Origin of the sequence: Colwellia sp. 6_MG-2023 (genome assembly GCF_030547765.1) — a bacterium.
In the GTDB taxonomy this organism is placed as follows: domain Bacteria; phylum Pseudomonadota; class Gammaproteobacteria; order Enterobacterales; family Alteromonadaceae; genus Colwellia.
In genome coordinates, this window is the sequence record NZ_JAUOPP010000022.1 from 1 (window position 1) to 17,412 (window position 17,412).

At 36.5% G+C, this 17,412-nt stretch carries 16 protein-coding genes; 12 read left to right on the top strand and 4 right to left on the bottom strand.

The genetic code is table 11. The features are described from left to right. Positions 1 to 220: 220 nt before the first annotated feature. Positions 221 to 469, bottom strand: coding sequence for a YfhL family 4Fe-4S dicluster ferredoxin (locus tag Q4503_RS13825; protein WP_215971964.1), 249 nt, complete (start codon positions 467 to 469; stop codon positions 221 to 223). Positions 470 to 472: 3 nt separating this feature from the next. Further along, the gene (gene yegQ / locus Q4503_RS13830) at positions 473 to 1,879 is read right to left on the bottom strand and encodes a tRNA 5-hydroxyuridine modification protein YegQ (RefSeq protein WP_303602621.1); all 1,407 of its coding nucleotides are present in this window, start codon (positions 1,877 to 1,879) and stop codon (positions 473 to 475) included. A gap of 246 nt (positions 1,880 to 2,125) precedes the next feature. Here yegQ and Q4503_RS13835 point away from each other — a divergent pair, with 246 nt between their 5' ends. The 3 genes from Q4503_RS13835 (at position 2,126) to Q4503_RS13845 (ending at position 6,393) form a co-directional block, all read left to right on the top strand. Beyond that, entirely contained in the window at positions 2,126 to 2,968 is an 843-nt protein-coding gene (locus Q4503_RS13835) for an HDOD domain-containing protein (protein WP_303602622.1), read from the top strand. A gap of 255 nt (positions 2,969 to 3,223) precedes the next feature. Next, positions 3,224 to 5,434 carry a patatin-like phospholipase family protein gene (locus Q4503_RS13840; protein WP_303602623.1) on the top strand — a complete coding sequence of 737 codons (2,211 nt, stop codon included), beginning with the start codon at positions 3,224 to 3,226 and terminating at the stop codon, positions 5,432 to 5,434. 80 nt (positions 5,435 to 5,514) lie between these two features. After that, positions 5,515 to 6,393 (top strand): D-hexose-6-phosphate mutarotase, encoded by an 879-nt coding sequence (locus tag Q4503_RS13845; protein WP_303602624.1) that lies wholly within the window; start codon positions 5,515 to 5,517, stop codon positions 6,391 to 6,393. Between the two features lie 318 nt (positions 6,394 to 6,711). On the opposite strand, the gene mutH is transcribed toward Q4503_RS13845, so the two are convergent. Then, entirely contained in the window at positions 6,712 to 7,401 is a 690-nt protein-coding gene (gene mutH / locus Q4503_RS13850; protein WP_303602625.1) for a DNA mismatch repair endonuclease MutH, read from the bottom strand. A gap of 138 nt (positions 7,402 to 7,539) precedes the next feature. On the opposite strand from mutH, the gene rppH reads away from it, so the two are divergent. From rppH to Q4503_RS13875, 5 genes are all read left to right on the top strand, one after another. Continuing rightward, positions 7,540 to 8,067, top strand: coding sequence for an RNA pyrophosphohydrolase (gene rppH, locus Q4503_RS13855; protein ID WP_215971970.1), 528 nt, complete (start codon positions 7,540 to 7,542; stop codon positions 8,065 to 8,067). A 78-nt stretch (positions 8,068 to 8,145) separates the two neighbouring features. Further along, positions 8,146 to 10,464 (top strand): phosphoenolpyruvate--protein phosphotransferase, encoded by a 2,319-nt coding sequence (gene ptsP, locus Q4503_RS13860; protein ID WP_303602626.1) that lies wholly within the window; start codon positions 8,146 to 8,148, stop codon positions 10,462 to 10,464. After that, the gene (locus Q4503_RS13865; protein ID WP_215971972.1) at positions 10,464 to 11,255 is read left to right on the top strand and encodes a sulfite exporter TauE/SafE family protein; all 792 of its coding nucleotides are present in this window, start codon (positions 10,464 to 10,466) and stop codon (positions 11,253 to 11,255) included. Before ptsP ends, Q4503_RS13865 begins: the two co-directional genes overlap by 1 nt. Positions 11,256 to 11,296: 41 nt before the next feature. Next, positions 11,297 to 12,157, top strand: coding sequence for a prolipoprotein diacylglyceryl transferase (gene lgt, locus Q4503_RS13870; RefSeq protein WP_215971973.1), 861 nt, complete (start codon positions 11,297 to 11,299; stop codon positions 12,155 to 12,157). After that, positions 12,157 to 13,008: a thymidylate synthase gene (locus tag Q4503_RS13875; RefSeq protein ID WP_215971974.1), complete on the top strand. Its 852-nt coding sequence runs from the start codon at positions 12,157 to 12,159 to the stop codon at positions 13,006 to 13,008. The genes lgt and Q4503_RS13875 overlap by 1 nt, the downstream gene beginning before the upstream one ends. A 150-nt stretch (positions 13,009 to 13,158) precedes the next feature. On the opposite strand, the gene nagB is transcribed toward Q4503_RS13875, so the two are convergent. Continuing rightward, entirely contained in the window at positions 13,159 to 13,965 is an 807-nt protein-coding gene (gene nagB, locus Q4503_RS13880; RefSeq protein WP_215971975.1) for a glucosamine-6-phosphate deaminase, read from the bottom strand. A gap of 336 nt (positions 13,966 to 14,301) precedes the next feature. On the opposite strand from nagB, the gene Q4503_RS13885 reads away from it, so the two are divergent. The 4 genes from Q4503_RS13885 to rraB all read left to right on the top strand — a co-directional run bounded on the left by Q4503_RS13885 (position 14,302) and on the right by rraB (position 17,278). Next, on the top strand, positions 14,302 to 15,111 hold the full coding sequence (locus Q4503_RS13885; protein ID WP_303602627.1) for a crotonase/enoyl-CoA hydratase family protein: 810 nt from the start codon (positions 14,302 to 14,304) through the stop codon (positions 15,109 to 15,111). A gap of 268 nt (positions 15,112 to 15,379) precedes the next feature. Continuing rightward, a complete protein-coding gene (locus Q4503_RS13890) occupies positions 15,380 to 15,877 on the top strand; it encodes a YcxB family protein (protein ID WP_215971977.1) in 498 nt (165 codons plus the stop codon). Positions 15,878 to 16,335: 458 nt separating this feature from the next. Next, entirely contained in the window at positions 16,336 to 16,926 is a 591-nt protein-coding gene (locus tag Q4503_RS13895) for a 1-acylglycerol-3-phosphate O-acyltransferase (RefSeq protein ID WP_252727368.1), read from the top strand. A 1-nt stretch (position 16,927) separates the two neighbouring features. Further along, positions 16,928 to 17,278 (top strand): ribonuclease E inhibitor RraB, encoded by a 351-nt coding sequence (gene rraB / locus Q4503_RS13900; RefSeq protein ID WP_215971978.1) that lies wholly within the window; start codon positions 16,928 to 16,930, stop codon positions 17,276 to 17,278. The last annotated feature ends 134 nt before the right edge of the window (positions 17,279 to 17,412 follow it).

Below are 17,412 nucleotides of genomic sequence, written 5' to 3' on the forward strand. Positions count from 1 at the left end.
TTTGCTAAGTTATGAGCCATATATAGTTCCTCGTCTGAGCTTATATTAGATCATAAAACTGTTGAAATTGATATTTTGTTAGATCATAAAAATATCGGAATTGGTATTACCATCACCGTAGGGGCGAATTTATTCGCCTAATAATGATGTGTAATATAATACCTATGTTATTGAGGTGTATTGTGTTCAGGTGACTGAAGTCGCTTAATTAACAATAAAATTAAGCAACATGCATCTTGATAAATTTAGCTAATAACGCGTCTTCGCTTTCAACGTGATTAGGATCAGGCTTTACACAATCTATAGGGCAAACACTGACACAGGTTGGCTTATCATAATGACCTACGCACTCTGTACATTTATCAGTATCAATTTCATATATGTGTTCACCTAATGTTATTGCTTCATTAGGGCATTCAGGGTCACACATATCACAATTGATACAACTGTCTTCAATATATAATGCCACTATTTATTCACTTACTTGGTTTTGGGCGAAAGGATGTCTTGTTGTACCACCATCAGTTAAGTAGCGCATAATAATGCCAAAGGTTAAATCTAATTCGGTATTTAGTGCAATAGCTACTTTATGACCTGAGCCTTTTGCATCGGTTATTACCTCACCTGTTTTACTGTTTATCATGTTCGTTAAAGTAAAATTGATATTACCCTTTGGTGTCATTAATTCTAACTTATCGCCGATGAGAAATTTATTTTTAACGTCAATTTCAATTAATCCTGAATCTTCGTTTCTTCCTAATACTTCGCCAACAAATTGTTGTGTATCACTTTTTGAATACCCATAGTCATAATTTTGTGTGTCTGAGGGACGGTGACGTTTTAAAAAGCCTTCGGTATAACCTCGATGAGCTAAATGTTCTAACTCAGAATTTAAATTAGTATCAAAAGGCTTGTTGGCCATAGCATCATTAATAGCTTGGTTATAAACTTGAGCAGTTTTAGCACAATAGTAAAACGACTTAGTTCTACCTTCTATTTTTAATGAATGTATTCCCATTTTTACTAAACGCTCGACATGCTCAACAGCGCGTAAGTCTTTTGAATTCATAATATATGTGCCGTGCTCATCTTCAAATGCCGGCATATATTCACCAGGACGGCCTTCCTCTTGAAGTAATACTAGGTCGTCGACTGGCTGATTTTGAGCATGTCCTTGCTCAAGTGTAATAATATTATTGTTTGGTGTGTATATTTCTGGCGAAGGAGCTACTGCAATAATGTCACCTGTTTCAGTTTCTTTTGCTTTATGTGTGTCATATTTCCATCGACATGAATTGGTGCAGGTGCCTTGGTTTGGATCACGTTTGTTAATATAACCCGATAATAAACAACGGCCAGAATAAGCCATACATAAGGCGCCATGCACAAAAACTTCAAGCTCCATTTCAGGACAGTGTAGGCGGATATCTTCAATTTCATCAAGCGACAACTCACGCGATAGTATTACCCGTTCAACCCCTTGTTGGTGCCAAAACTTTACAGTAGCCCAATTTACCGCATTCGCTTGGACAGACAAATGAATAGGCATGTCTGGAAAGTTTTCACGTACCATCATTATTAAACCTGGATCTGACATGATCAAAGCGTCTGGCTTCATTGCAATGACAGGAGAGATATCTTTTAAAAAAGTTTTCAATTTACCATTGTGAGGCGCAATGTTATTAACCAAATAAAACTTTTTGCCTAATGCGTGTGCTTCATTAATGCCTATTTGAATGTTTTCGAGAGAGAACTCATTATTTCGAACTCGAAGAGAGTAACGTGGCTGTCCAGCGTAAACAGCGTCAGCGCCATAAGCAAAAGCATATCGCATATTTTTTAAACTACCCGCAGGGGAAAGCAATTCAGGTCTTAGCATAAAATTTAATTAGTTTGATTTATGTACAGAATAAATGGGGGCGCATTATAAAAAAAAGTGTGAATACGGACAATCCAAAACAGGGATAAGTATGTTCTAGAACAAAGAAAATGGTTAAATACTTATTAATTGACCTATCGACTATTATAAGTGAAAAATATTTAGTCAAAAAAAGTAAATAATCCATTGAGTTAAAGAAAATTGTGCTATGTTAAAATGATAGTGTAAATATAAAGAGGATTTCTTATGGCGGCTGAAAGTGCGTTATACACGATTTTAACGGAAAAAATCAATCAAGAGGCGTTGGTATTACCTACATTGCCAGAGGTTGCATTTAAAGTCAGACAGGCGGCTGACGATCCTGATGTTAATTTACATTACATGAGTGACATTATCGCGAAAGATCCTGCGCTTTCTTTAGGCTTAATAAAAGTAGCTAATAGCGCGTTATTAGGAAGAACGGTTAAGGTTGAGAGTGTGTCTCAAGCCGTAACTCGTATTGGGCTGCGTCAAATTAAGGGTATTGCTACGGCGATGGCACTTGAACAAGTGTTTGTTTCTAAAAATGAAGTTGTAGCTACTTACATGAAAAAGTCTTGGGAAAAAACAGTTGATGTCGCTTCTGTATCAATTAGTTTAATGGGAATTTATCTTGAAAATAATAAGCATACGGCATTAAATTTAGATACGCTTACCTTAGGCTCTTTAGTACATAATATTGGTGTTTTACCTATTTTAACTGAAGCTGAGCAATATCCAGATACCTTTGCTAATCCGACTTTTTTACAGCAAGCTATTGCTAAGCTTTCAGGTAAAATTGGTGGAGAAGTCACACGTGCATGGGGATTTTCTGCAGAGTTAACTGAATTAGCGGAAAGTTGGGGGGATTTAACTATTTTACCAACCGAGATTCATTATCTAGATTTTATTCGAGCTGGTGCTATTTATCACAATATTTTTAAGAATAAAGCAACGCAAGAAGTCTTATTAACGAGTTATGTGAAAAAAGGTATTTTACCTGATATTGCGTTTATGGATACTGAAGACTTTAAAGCAAGGTGTGCCGACGTTAAATCAATGTTTATCTAACGTTATTGATTATTTATTGTCATCAAGCCTGACTTTTCATGCAGGGTTTATTATAGCTCATTCTATAATAAACCTTCTATTGTTCAACAGTAAGTTCTTGCCTATAGCGGTGAGTTATATTTTACATTGAATTTAACTCGCGCTTAGTTTACCAATGTTAGCTTAATTTTAATCCTACTTTTAATTAAAGGTGAACAGAAAGAAATAACACTGTATATTTGTAACGTCTCCATTCCTCATAACCTTTTTAACTTTATGCGACTTACTTTTCTTTTTCTAATTTTCAGTATTACGTTAACAAGCCCATTACTTTATGCAGAATCACGTCCTAAAGTTGGTTTAGTTCTCAGTGGGGGCGGTGCTAAGGGAGCAGCTCATATTGGCGTGCTAAAGGTTATTGAGAAAAATAACATTCCTATTGATTATGTTGTTGGTACCAGTATTGGTGCTTATGTTGGCGGCTTATATGCACTAGGTTATAGCGTTGATGAAATCGAAAATACTATGCTCAACCTGCCTTGGGAGCGGAGCTACTCTGATTATATTCCTCGAGCGTTTTTATCATTTGAAAATAAAAACTTAAGAGATAAATATAATATTCCCATGCGAATAGGGATTCGTGATGGGCAATTAAAGTCATCCAATGGTTTTTTGCTAGGGCAATCAGCAGATAGTTTATTGAAATTGTCAACTAATGTAGTTGCGAAATTTGCGAACTTTGATCATTTGGCTATTCCTTATCGTGCAATTGCTTCAGACTTAGTAACAGCTAGAGCGGTGGTGATTAATAAGGGAAGTATTACAAAGGCGATGCGAGCATCTGCCGCTGTTCCTGGTGTCGTAGAGCCAGTAACTATTGATGGTAGATTATTAGTTGATGGTGGTATTGCTAATAATATGCCTATTGATGTTATCAAAGCGATGGGAGCTGATATTGTTATCGCCGTAGATATTGGTTCAGCGTTATTTCCAAAAGAAAATATTAATAGCACGTTTGATGTATTTAACCAGTTATCAACCATTATCACGAATAATACCACTCAGGCTCAAATGCGGTATTTATCGACTAGCGATATATTAATCCGTCCAAAAATTGACTATTTAAGTACCACAGATTTTTCAATTATGACACAAGCGCTTGAGCTAGGTGAGCAAGCAGCATTACAAAGCGAAGCCGCGTTAAAGCTGTTAGGTGTTAGTGAGCAAGAGTACTCAACGTATCAACAAGAAAAAAAGCAAAAAGCCCTTACTTGGTTTAATACTTTTACCCAACCTATTACGAGCATTGAATATCAGAATAACTCAACCGTGAGTCAGGCTATTATTGAGGAAAAGTTGGCGATTAATATCGGAGATATTGTTAGTAAAGAGCAGTTGCAATTAGCTATTGAACGAATTTATTCCTTAGATAAGTTTGAGTATGTTGATGCTGAATTTCTGGATCTAGCTGAAGGGAGGCAACTGATAGTGACCACCCGTGCTCAATCTTGGGGGCCTAATTACCTACACTTAGGTTTTAAATTAGAAAGTGATTTTAAACAAGGCTCTGTTATTGATCTTGATTTAGCTTATATTTTAAATGATGTGACGCCGTATGGCGGTATGTGGATTAATGAAATAAAGTTAGGTTGGGAGTCATTATTGGCAACAGAGCTGTATCAACCATTATCAGAAAGCCAACATTATTTTGCTAGAACAAGAATCCAATATAGTCAGGATAAATGGGAAGCGACAGATGATAGAGTTGAGCTCATTAATAAAAATTATTTGGCTAAGTTAGGATTAGGTTTTGATTACTTAAATGATGGTGTTATAGAGCTTGGCTTCCTTGGCGAAACAGGAAAACTTGCGTTTGAAAATCACCAAGGAGGATCACTTGATTATGAATCTTATGGTGCTTACTTATCATTTAGTTATGACAGTTTAAATAGTATTAATTTCCCTACCTATGGTAATAAATTATCTGTGAATATGTTTTGGCGCAATGATCATTATCAAGACATTGAAGGGACTGAGCCTAAAGATAGATCATTAGAAGTGCAGTTAGACTGGCGTGGTGCTTTTAACGTTAATAATCATTCTTTTGTTGGCATAGCGTCATTTGCAACGGTTAATAATGATAGTGACTTTACTGTGCATGTTACTGAATTAGGCGGTTTTTTGAATCTGTCTGGTTATCAAAAAGATGCCTTAATTGGGGCACACAAAGTTTTTGCTGCTGTTGTTTATCAGTATGATTTAGGACGAGAACTTTTTGGAAAAGCAAGTTTACCGTTATATTTAGGCGCTAGTTTTGAAACCGGTAACGTGTGGGAAGTGAGTGAATCAATTGCCATGGACGACTTGGTACGTTCTGGTAGCTTATATTTGGGGACAGATACTGATTTTGGTCCCGCTGTTTTTGGTTTTGGCTTTGCTTCTGGTGGTGAAAATACGGTGTTTTTATCATTAGGTAAAAACTTTTAAGTTTACCTTCCGTTTACCGTTAGTTTTATTTTGGACGCGCTGACATATTAATATATAGAAATAAATAAGGTATTTATATAGTGTTATTAGTTAAAAACGAATTTGGCCAAGTGCTTGAAACCAAGTTAGCTCAAGATTTATCTGTATTAGCTATTGAGCATACAGTCGTTAAAGCAAAGGTTAGTTTATATGGTGGCCAAGTACTGAGCTGGCATCCTGATGGTGAAAAAGAAGTTTTTTGGCTATCAAAAGATTCCCTTTTTGAGCAAGGAAAAGCAATTCGTGGCGGTATACCTTTGTGTTGGCCTTGGTTTGGCGCGCATCCAAATGATAATGCTCACACTGCCGGTAATCATGGCTTTGCGCGAATGCAGCAATGGCAAGTCGTTAGTATTGATATTAGCGAGCAGGGGGTTGAAGTCACCTTGAGTTGGCAGGGAGAAGCAATGAACGAGCTATGGCCAAATGCTTGTCAATTAAAACAAGTATTGTTTTTTGGCCGTTTGTTTAAGCAAACGTTACAAATGACTAATCTTGGTGATGCCGATGCATACTACACTGGTGCTCTGCATAGTTATTTCCGGGTGAGTGCTCCTGCAGAAATAAAAATAGCGGCGCTAGGGCAAGCTGATTATTATGATAAGTTAACTGAACAGTTATGTAAGCCACAAGTGTTTAAAAATGGTGTAGGCCCTGTTGACCGTATTTACCATAGCAATAAAGATCTGAGTCTAGTGGATTATGCTTGGGGCCGAACGCTTGAGCTGAAATCACAAAATACAAAGCAGTGGGTTTTTTGGAATCCAGGTGTTGAGGCAGCTAATAAAATGGCCGACGTTCACCCTAATGGGGAACAGGAGTTTGTTTGCTTAGAAGCAGCAACCACTGAAATGCAATTGCTCCCAGCGGGTGTAAGTAAAACAATTACCCAAGAAATATCAATTGTAAACCATGGGTAATTATTGTTTTTATTGTTTGATACTTAATCATTCAATTGTTCATCAATCACTCATGGTTGTTTATAAATCATTCATCCCTTGGTTGTTTTTTTGTTTGTGGTTTGTTCGTTTTGTAGGTCACCAGTTCCGTCATTCCGTTGGTGTCTTAATAGGGAATCCCATGCGTGTGGTTGAATAGTACTTAGAATACTGGATCATATAAACTACACAGCATAACGTTTGAGATTCTGAATCAAGTTCAGAATGACGATCTGCCGTCACTCCGTAGGTGATTTAATACGGAAGGCGAGGGCGCTTCAGGGGGACGGTGTTAACAAGTCAAGCACCATCATTGATACGTAAGTTTTTATTTAATAGCGCTTGAGTGAAAGGAATCTTTAAATAAAAGCCACGAGGTAAGGTCATAAATGGTTTGCCATGGCGATTATAAGCTTGTGTTTTCGCTTTAGCGTTGGCAGCTTTTGGTCTAAGTTGTAGTACTTGCCCATGTTTACCATGAATATTTTCAACATCGCCTAAAACAATCATATCGGTTAGCTCTTGCCAGTCCATTGCTAATAATTGTTCTTCTTCAGCAGAAGGCGACCAAAGGAAAGCGCTGCCAATTCGGCGCTCTGCTAAAGGAATTTTTTTGTTGTCAGGGGTGTCACAAATGATAGGAACCCATAGAACTTTTGATAATTTTTGCTTAAGCCAACAATTTTGCCAATTAACGCCGACTAAACCTGTTAAAGGCGCAACACAAACAAAAGTCGTTTCAAGTGGCTTACCTTGACAGTTTATAGGCAAGGTTTTCAATTCAATACCAAGTGTAGGAAAGTCAGGTTCAGGTTTTGAGCTTGCGCTGGCGCCAAGCACATGTTCAAGCAATAATCCTATCCAACCTTTGTTCCGTTTTAAATCTACAGGTATTTCAATTTTCGCATCATAAGCAACTTCTGCGAGGGTTAAGCCAGCTAAGTTATGCACTCTTTCAAGTAACTCTTGTTCAGAAGCGGGAATATTCATGTAGTATTAATCATTAATGCTTGGTAAATAAAAAGCCATTATCTTGCTATTAGGTAAAAAAATCAAAGTAATCATTTGCTCCATTGGCGTTATTATGGTTGAATCTACACAAGTATTTTTTAGTTTTCAGGAGTTCCTGTGATCGATGCCGAAGGCTACCGAGCCAATGTCGGCATAGTAATAATTAATAGCAGGGGACAAGTATTTTGGGCTAGAAGGTTTGGGCAACATTCATGGCAATATCCACAAGGTGGTGTTGATGAAGGTGAAACTGCTGAGCAAACCATGTTTCGAGAGTTATATGAAGAAGTAGGATTAAAACCAGAACATGTTAAAATTGTTGCTTCAACTAAACACTGGCTAAAGTATAAATTACCAAAACGTTATATAAGGCACGATAGTAAACCTGTTTGTATTGGGCAAAAACAGAAGTGGTTTTTATTAAAATTAACTGCACCTGAATCATCGGTCAATTTACTACATAGCTCTCATCCTGAATTTGATGATTGGCGTTGGGTGAGTTACTGGTATCCAGTTCGACAAGTAGTGTCATTTAAGCGCGATGTTTATCGTAAAGTTATGAAAGAGTTTGCCGTACAGGCTTTATCTTTTTCATATGAAAAAAGGCCTGATAGGCGGCCTAATCGAGGTAAACGCCAAGCGTAATTATTACTATGAGTTATTTTATTAAAAGCCTACTTACGTGGGCTTTTTTATTCATTTTATACGTTCAATAAGGAAATTATGTTAACCACGCTACGTCGTATTGTGCTTGAGTTTAGTCAAGAAATGCAGCTGCAAATAGCATTAGAGCGTATGGTTAGCCAAATCAAAAATTCACTAAATACTGACTGTTGCTCAATTTATTTAGCTGACCACGCTCAACAACACTTTTTATTAATGGCTTCCGATGGCTTAGCACAAAAGTCGTTTGGGCAAACCGCGATAAGGTTTTCTGAAGGCTTAGTTGGACTAGTAGGACAACGAGAAGAGCCAATAAATATTGCCGATGCGCGAAATCATCAACATTTTATGCATGCCCCCGAAGTTGAAGAAGATGATTTCAATGCTTTTCTAGGCACACCTATTATTCACCGACGTAAAGTGTTGGGGATCCTTTCTATTCAACAAAAGCATGCGAGGAACTTTACAGAAAATGAGGAAGCCTTTTTAGTTACGTTAGCCGCTCAATTAGCTAATGCGCTAGCGAGTGCTGAAGTGAAAAATCTATTTACGGAATCAGAAAAAAGTAAAGATGTAAAACAGTTGTTGGGTATTGCTGGTGCTCCAGGGATAGCACTGAGCGAGATTATTGTACATCAGCCTAAGGTTGAGCTTGCTACGCTAGCATTACAAAAAGTGAGTGTCGCTCAACAAAGTAAACAAGTGCTGCGTTTTACCACTGCGGTTAATAAAACCAAAGCTGACTTTGAACAGCTGAGTCAAAAATTAAGTAATATTATTACTAATGATAATTTAGCTATTTTTGATGTTTACATACAATTGCTTGACCAAGCTGATATTAGTCAGGGCGTGATAAAAAAAATCAATGAAGGCTGGCAAGCAGAAAGCGCTCTTAAGCTTATCATTGATCATTATGTGACTCAATTTGAAGCAATAGATGACAGTTATTTAAAAGAGCGAGCTACCGATATTCGAGATTTAGGTAATCGCTTATTACTGAATTTACAAAAGAAAAAATCATTAAAAGTAAAATTGCCTAAAGCCTTTATTTTGCTGGCGGAAGATGTAACGGCTTCTATGCTGGCTGAATATCAACATAAAGGTTTAAAAGGCATTGTATCTTTGTCTGGCTCAGCTAACTCTCATGCTGCTATTTTAGCGCATGCGCTTGAATTACCGGCAATAATGGGAATTACAAACATTCCAATTGCTCAGTTTAACCATCAACAAGCTATTGTTGATGGTTATAGTGGTGAATTGTTTATTAATCCTGATGATGCATTGATAAGTGAATATCGGCATTTAATTGCTCAAGAAAGTGAATTGATCAGTAAAATTCAGCAAGAGGTTCATCTACCAACTATCACGCAAGATGGTCAAGCTATAGAGCTACAATTAAATGCTGGTTTGTCTGCCGGTTTTGAACGACCAGAAAATTTAGGTAGCTTAGGTATAGGTTTATATCGAACAGAAATACCTTTTATGGATCGGCATTATTTTCCATCAGAGCAAGAACAAACGACTTTATATGAACAAACATTAAAAGAGTTTTCTCAAGCAACTGTTACCATGCGTACGTTAGATATAGGTGGAGATAAATCGTTACCTTACTTCCCTATTACCGAAGATAATCCTTTTCTAGGTTGGCGTGGGATCAGGATTACCTTAGATCACCCTGAAATATTTTTAGTTCAGGTGCGTGCCATGATTCGGGCTAATCATGAGTATAATAATTTAGCAATTATGCTACCGATGATTTCAAATGTTAATGAAGTAGATGACGCTATTCGTTTAATTAATCAAGCGCATTTAGAAGTGGGTATTGAGATAAATAGCGAGCGGCAAAGTGATATAACTTATAAACATGGCAACGACATGCAGATTAAGGAGCTTCCGCGTCCCAAAATAGGTATCATGTTAGAAGTGCCTTCTGTGATATTTCAACTTGAAGAGTTAGCTCAACGAGTTGACTTTTTCTCTGTTGGTAGTAATGATTTAACACAGTATTTACTTGCGGTAGATCGTAATAATGCTCAAGTGGCTGATTTACACGATGCTTATCACCCCGCGGTACTTAGAGCATTGTATACGATTGCCAAAGAGTCTAAAAAGTATTCAATACCGTTAAGTTTGTGTGGGGAGTTGGCTGGTGAACCTGCGGGTGCCTTGTTATTATTAGCAATGGGTTTTGATAAACTCAGTATGAATGGACATAATATAGCGCGTATTAAATGGGTTATTCGCCATGTTGATTTTCAAAGAGCAGAATTGATTTTATCTCACACCTTAAAATTGATTACTGCGAAGCAAGTGCATACATACTTAAATGAGCAACTCGAACAATTAGGTTTGGGCGGTTTTATTCGCGCTGGATTGTAATGTTTCTAATTTTTATTAGCTGTTTATTCCTTGGCGCTATTACCGGCTTTTTAGCTGGACTATTAGGTATTGGTGGCGGTTTAATTGTAGTGCCTGCTTTAGTTTACTTATTACCTCAACTAGGTATTAGTAATGAAGTGATCATGCCAATGGCGTTGGCAACCTCGTTATCGACAATTGTGATTACTTCATCTAGTGCCACATTGGCGCACCATAAAAATAGAAATATTCCTTGGAATATAACGAAACCACTGATGTTCATTGTCGCTTTTGGGGCCTTAGTAGGGGCTTTTATTGCTGATCATTTGTCAGCTCAAGCATTAACAAGCTTTTTTGCTATTGCGGTTGTAATACTTGCCTCCTATATGTTGCTATCTATTCGGTTGCAGCGCTATAAAGAAATGCCGTCAAAGATTAAGTTACAATTTATTAGTTTACTCACCGGTGTTGTTGCGAGTTTAATGGGCATGGCAGGTGGGGCTATTTTAGTGCCAATTTTAACGTACTTTGGTACGCCATTAAGACATTGTATCGGTATTGCTACTGTATGTGGCGTTATGGTGGCGTTATTTGGCTCTTTGGGGTATATCATTTCAGGATTTGGTAATGAATTATTGCCAGCTTGGAGTCTTGGTTATGTTTATTTACCCGCTTTGAGCGGAATCGCGCTAACATCTTCATTATTTGCGCCTGTTGGCGTAAAATATGCCGCTAAGGTGCCCGTACAAACTTTAAAAAAATTATTTGCCATTTTTCTCATTATTGTGGCAATGAAAATGATGTTAACTTAACTTTCTTCGCATTTTTAAGCGAAGCTTTATTTGGATAGAAAATGACAGACCAGTTTTTACAATTTCCCATTATTGACCCTATTATTTTTAGTATTGGGCCGGTTGCTCTTCGTTGGTACGGTATGATGTACTTAGTCGGGTTTTTGGGTGCAATGTTTATTGCAAATAAAGCCGCAGATAAAAGTGGTGGCGAGTGGACTCGTGAACAAGTAAGTGATTTATTATTTTATGGCTTTCTTGGTGTAATTTTAGGTGGGCGAATAGGCTATGTATTTTTCTATCAATTCGACTACTTTTTAGCCGAGCCATTGTACCTTTTCAAAATTTGGGCTGGCGGTATGTCATTCCATGGCGGATTGCTCGGTGTTATTGCTGCGGTGTACCTATTTGCACGTAAAACCAATAAAGCATTTTTAACCGTAGGTGATTTTGTTGCACCGCTTGTACCTATTGGTTTAGGTATGGGACGTTTAGGTAACTTTATTAATGCTGAATTATGGGGAAGACAAACTGATGTACCTTGGGCTATGGTGTTTCCAACCGACCCATTACAATTACCACGCCACCCATCACAATTGTATGAATTCTTCCTGGAAGGTGTCGTATTATTTGCTATTTTATACGTTATTACACGTAAGCCTAGAAGTTTAGGTTTAGCTTCAGGCGCTTTCTTAATTGGGTATGGTGTGTTTAGAACCATTATTGAATTCTTTAGAGAGCCAGACGCTCATTTAGGCTTATATTTTTCTTTTATTACTAAAGGGCAAATTTTAAGTCTACCGATGATTTTAGGTGGAGTTTTGATTATTTATTTGGGTTACTTAATTCAAGAAAAAGAAGCAATATCTAATACAAAGCGTACAGGAAGCAAAACAACATCTGCTAATAAAGGTAAAGTATAATGCGTGCATATTTAGATTTGTGTCAACGTATTGTTGACCAAGGTACTTGGGTTGAAAATAGTCGAACCGGGAAGCGTTGTTTAACCGTTATTAATGCTGATTTGGAATACAATGTTGCCGATAACGAATTTCCGATGATAACGACCCGAAAAAGTTTTTTTAAATCGGCTATTGCTGAATTTCTTGGCTATATTCGTGGCTATGATAATGCGGCTGACTTTAGAAAACTAGGTACAAAAACCTGGGATGCGAATGCTAATTTAAATGATGCTTGGTTAAACAATGTTCATCGTAAAGGTGAGGATGATATGGGGCGTGTTTATGGCGTTCAGGGGCGAGCTTGGGCTAAACCTGATGGTGGCACTATTGATCAGCTCCAAAAAATAGTTGATAACTTAAGTCAAGGTATCGACGATCGTGCTGAAATCCTGACGTTTTATAACCCTGGTGAATTTCATATGGGGTGTTTAAGGCCTTGCATGCATACTCACAATTTTTCAGTATTAGATGGCACACTTTATTTAACCAGTTTTCAACGTTCGTGTGATGTACCTCTAGGACTAAATTTCAACCAAGTACAGGTATTCTTTTTCTTGGCTATCATGGCGCAAATTACAGGATTAAAGCCTGGTATTGCTTATCATAAAATAGTAAATGCACATATTTATGAGGATCAATTAGCCTTGATGAAAGAGGTGCAGCTTAAACGTGAGCCGTTGCCGTTACCTAAATTGATTATAAATCCGGATATTAAATCGTTAAAAGACTTAGAAACCTGGGTCACAATGGATGATTTCTCAGTGGAAGGTTATCAGAGCCATGAAGCAATAAAATATCCGTTTGCTGTATAAGCGATATTTTTAACCTTAAGCTATTTTGTTCTCTATATAAAATTGTTTACTTAATTAAACAGGTATAAAAAAACCGACATAATGTCGGTTTTTATTGTTAATGTAGGTAATTATCTAAGCTAATATCATCTTAAATGAAAACTATCTAAACTAATAGTTGTGATATAAACCAAACTCTTCATTTACTTTAATATTTTGATTATTTGCCCAATGGTAATATTCTTGATCTTCTAGCTTACTTGCTGCCGCTTTATCTAATAATACAATGGCGTTTTCATGCATTTGCAAAGCTGAAGCTGGGCACATAGCTGAAAGTGGGCCAGCTACCATGTCTTTTACTGCCTGTGCTTTACTCTCACCTGTTGCCATTAACAGGACATATCTCGCATCTAAAATAGTTGCAATACCCATGGTCATAGCAAGTGTTGGTTGAAATTCATCTTTATCAAATAAACGAGAATTATCAGTAAGGGTTTGTTGTGTTAATGTTTTTATTCGTGTGCGTGACGCTAGACTTGATGTTGGCTCATTAAAACCAATATGTCCATTTGCACCAATGCCTAAGATTTGTAAATCAACACCATTAGCCTGTTTGATTTTTTCTTCATATGCTAAACCTTGCTCTCTAGGGTTTTCACCTTGGTTACAAGTAGGTAAAAAGGTATTGTCTATATTAATATCAACATGATTAAATAAATTTTGATTCATAAAGTGACGATAGCTTTGTGCATTATCAGCATCAATACCCAAATACTCATCTAAATTAAAACTTGTTGTATTTTTAAAACTTAACTCACCTGCTTTATATTTATTTACAAGTTGTTGATAAAGGCTAATCGGAGTGCTGCCTGTCGCTAGGCCTAACACAGGATTTTTTTTCTTAGTAAGTAATTCAGCTACCCATTCGGCAGCATTAACGGCAACTTGTTGTGCATCGTCAAAAATAATAACTTGCATGTTATTTCCTTAGAAAAATTAAACTATTATCCCTTAGAGGGTATACCAAGGGCAGACGTCTGAAATAGTAGACATCTGAAAGTATCAGTAATCATTGCATGTTATTTATTTTTAACATTATCAACCTGAGGCTGTTTTATTGTTGCAATGACATTAATCTAGGTGCGTTTAGTAACTTTACCACAAAATTATCCGATATATTGGTAAAGTTCAGGAAAAAGATGCACATTTTTGATCTGAAAATTACCACGTAAGGCTAAATAATCTTGCCTTGTGGTACTACCAGTTTAATTATGGCACACTCAAGAAAAGATTAACTTGGAGATGGTAAATTTTATGACTAATGCAAGAGTGAAATTTAACGTTGAGCAAAACATTGCTTATGTCACTTTAAATAGAGTGGATAAACATAATGGTTTAGATAAACCAATGATACTTGAACTAGTGCAAGTAGCGAAAAAAATTAATAAAGATCGTGCTATTCGTTGTGTCATTTTACAAGGTGCAGGTGCTTCATTTTGTGCTGGATTAGATTTTAATTATGTTGCTAAAAACCCGTCAATGATTGGTAAGTTCTTTTTCAAACTGCCTTGGCGCAAAGATAATATGTTTCAACGTGTAGCACACGTTTGGCGAGATTTATCAGTGCCTGTTATTGCTGTTGTGCATGGTAATTGTTTTGGGGCGGGGATGCAGATCATATTAGGTTGTGATTATCGTATAGCGACTCCTGATGCAAATCTATCGATTCTAGAAATGAAATGGGGATTAATTCCAGATATGAGTGGTATGGTCACGTTATCTCGATTAACTCGCCTAGATATAGCCCAAGAATTAACAATGACAGGACGATTTTTCTCAGGGGTTGAAGCCGAGCAATATGGTTTAGTTTCAAAAGTTAGTGAAACGCCTATCATTGAGGCGAAAGCGTTGGCTGAAAAAATTTGTCAACAAAGTCCTGATGCTATTGCTGCTGCAAAATATTTATTTAAAAAGACTTGGAAAAAAGATACCAGAGCGGCATTATTTTGGGAAAGAATAGTTCAGTTACGATTGTTAGGACGAAAAAACCAAAAGATAGCAATGAAGAATGGTTTATCTAAAAATGAAGAGCCAAAGCCATTTGTTGATCGTAGTAGTTTTTAACATTCTAGCTAAATATATAGTTTTGATGACACAGTATACATTAAAGGTCGTCTTTTGACGGCTTGCACAATACGCGCGTATATCATTGGTTTTATTGGCTTTGGAATGACTCTAAAGTAGCCCGCTGGCCTGGTTCTTGTACATTAACTATGCTCTTGAGTAGAGAATAGATTTAATCTAGTTGATATAACTATGAAACTTTAATTACCTTCATTACTTCGTGAAAAATTTCTGTTAGAATTATTTTTATTTATTGTTAGTTTTTTTAATGAAACCATCTCCTTCTTTTACAAGTAAATTTATATTAGATAAAGCATATTTTAATGAGTGCTATAGTGAGTCAAGCACATTAGAGCTTTCTGCTAAGACCTTTTTAAAATCAGGTGTTTTAATGTCATTTGGTTTAATTATTTTGATATTTACCCCAGTAAATGCGTATGCTGCTTGGTTTGTTGTAGCATTGGGGATACTTGAAGCGCTAAGTTTATACTATAGTCAACCTTGGTGGGTTGTTAGACAAATGCTTAGTAAAGCCTCTAACAGCGAAGTGACATTAACGGTTGATGAACAAGGTGTTCTTAGTGAGTCTTTTTATCATACCGGTCGAATATTATGGCAAGACGTTACTACCATAACAGAAACTGACTTAGGGTATGTTTTGCACTTTAAGGCAGGAAAAAATACAGGGAAAAGCTACTTATCTAAGTCTCATCTATCAAGTGATGCCCAATCTTATATTAAAATTAAAATGGCAGAAATTACTTAAATGCCACATTAGTTAACTTTAAGTTTATTAACTTAAGGTTAACTAATCTTAATCGTATTCTTTTCTCTCTAGTTATTTGCTCTCTAGTTATTTGCTCTCTAGTTATTTGCTCTCTAAAGCGATCCCCCCTAAGAGTGTTTTTTATGCGCTTATAGAAAGTGAACTTATTGCTATGCGCTAAAATTCTATCTTGTCTTTACTTTGTTTTTATTAATTTTATATTGGAAAATTACGTCTTTGATCGCTATCTTGAAGATAGTAATTGTTTTATTGAGTATGGCAACTTGCTATACTCGCCACCTCAAATTTTGCTAGGAATTCCTTTATTGTTAACTCTTTTTCGTTTTATTTTGATGGCTTTTATCTTTCTATTTATTTGCATTGTTTCTTGCTCGTATTGTTTGATAAGGCCTTTTCATCGAAATAATGTTTACCATACGTCTAAATATTTAGGCAAGATGAGTAAGTTATTAGGCTTTGATGTTGAAGTAAGAATTCCTGAGTCAGTTAAGGCTGTCGGCCCTGCTATTTATGTGGCTAATCATCAAGACAATTATGATATATTTACCGTCGCTAATGCAGTGCAACCAGGTACGGTCACGCTAGGTAAAAAAAGTTTAAAATGGATCCCTTTTTTTGGTCAAATGTACTGGCTAACAGGAAATATATTAATTGACCGTAAAAACTCGAATAAAGCGATGGGCACAATGAATGTTACCGTCAAAAAAATCATTCGAAATAAACTTTCTATTTTGATGTTTCCTGAAGGTACTCGGAGTAAAGGGCGAGGGCTTTTACCTTTCAAAACAGGGGCTTTTCGTACGGCAATGCAAGCTAATGTTCCTATAATTCCTATTTGTGTTAGCAATCAAATAGGAACAATTAAATTGGGCCGTTGGAATAATGGGAAAATTCTTATTGAGCTATTAGAGCCTATTGTTATTCCTAATGATGATAGCGTCAGTGCACGTAATATCGCTGAGCAAACACACGCATTAATGAAAGAAAAAATTAGTCAACTTGATAAAGAACTAGCAGAAGGTAAATAAAATGATTGATAAAGAATTAGAAGGTTGGTTGGAGCATACCGATGCACTTGTAGGTGAGTTACTATCAGATGGAACGAACGAAGAGGTATATCATACTATTGAGCATCATTTTGCTAGTGAGAATTTTGATTTACTTGAGAAAGCCGCGATAGCTGCATTTAAACTTGGATTAGAAATTGAAGAGCCAGAAGAAGCTGAGCTTGAAAATGGCGACAAAGTCTTTGCCTTTGATATTGTAACCGAGCAAATGCTCAATGCTGAGTTACTACGAAAAGAAACCAAAGCGATGTTTGAATTAGCACAGAAATGCAACGTAGACTATGACGGCTGGGGCACTTACTTTGAAGAGTAAGCTTTTATTATCTAAGATAATTTATCTTTATATATAATTATCGCTATATCGGAAGAACTTTTTAATAAGTAGGCGAATAATCGACAAAACCTATCAAATAAAATACACTAGTGGTCATACCTTCTTTGTAAGTT

Excerpts from the sequence above, each read along its gene's own strand:
- yegQ (WP_303602621.1), bottom strand. The coding sequence starts at position 1,879 with ATGCTAAGACCTGAATTGCTTTCCCCTGCGGGTAGTTTAAAAAATATG.
- Q4503_RS13835 (WP_303602622.1), top strand. The coding sequence starts at position 2,126 with ATGGCGGCTGAAAGTGCGTTATACACGATTTTAACGGAAAAAATCAAT.
- Q4503_RS13840 (WP_303602623.1), top strand. The coding sequence starts at position 3,224 with ATGCGACTTACTTTTCTTTTTCTAATTTTCAGTATTACGTTAACAAGC.
- mutH (WP_303602625.1), bottom strand. The coding sequence starts at position 7,401 with ATGAATATTCCCGCTTCTGAACAAGAGTTACTTGAAAGAGTGCATAAC.
- ptsP (WP_303602626.1), top strand. The coding sequence starts at position 8,146 with ATGTTAACCACGCTACGTCGTATTGTGCTTGAGTTTAGTCAAGAAATG.
- Q4503_RS13865 (WP_215971972.1), top strand. The coding sequence starts at position 10,464 with ATGTTTCTAATTTTTATTAGCTGTTTATTCCTTGGCGCTATTACCGGC.
- lgt (WP_215971973.1), top strand. The coding sequence starts at position 11,297 with ATGACAGACCAGTTTTTACAATTTCCCATTATTGACCCTATTATTTTT.
- Q4503_RS13875 (WP_215971974.1), top strand. The coding sequence starts at position 12,157 with ATGCGTGCATATTTAGATTTGTGTCAACGTATTGTTGACCAAGGTACT.
- nagB (WP_215971975.1), bottom strand. The coding sequence starts at position 13,965 with ATGCAAGTTATTATTTTTGACGATGCACAACAAGTTGCCGTTAATGCT.
- Q4503_RS13885 (WP_303602627.1), top strand. The coding sequence starts at position 14,302 with ATGACTAATGCAAGAGTGAAATTTAACGTTGAGCAAAACATTGCTTAT.
- Q4503_RS13890 (WP_215971977.1), top strand. The coding sequence starts at position 15,380 with ATGAAACCATCTCCTTCTTTTACAAGTAAATTTATATTAGATAAAGCA.
- Q4503_RS13895 (WP_252727368.1), top strand. The coding sequence starts at position 16,336 with ATGAGTAAGTTATTAGGCTTTGATGTTGAAGTAAGAATTCCTGAGTCA.
- rraB (WP_215971978.1), top strand. The coding sequence starts at position 16,928 with ATGATTGATAAAGAATTAGAAGGTTGGTTGGAGCATACCGATGCACTT.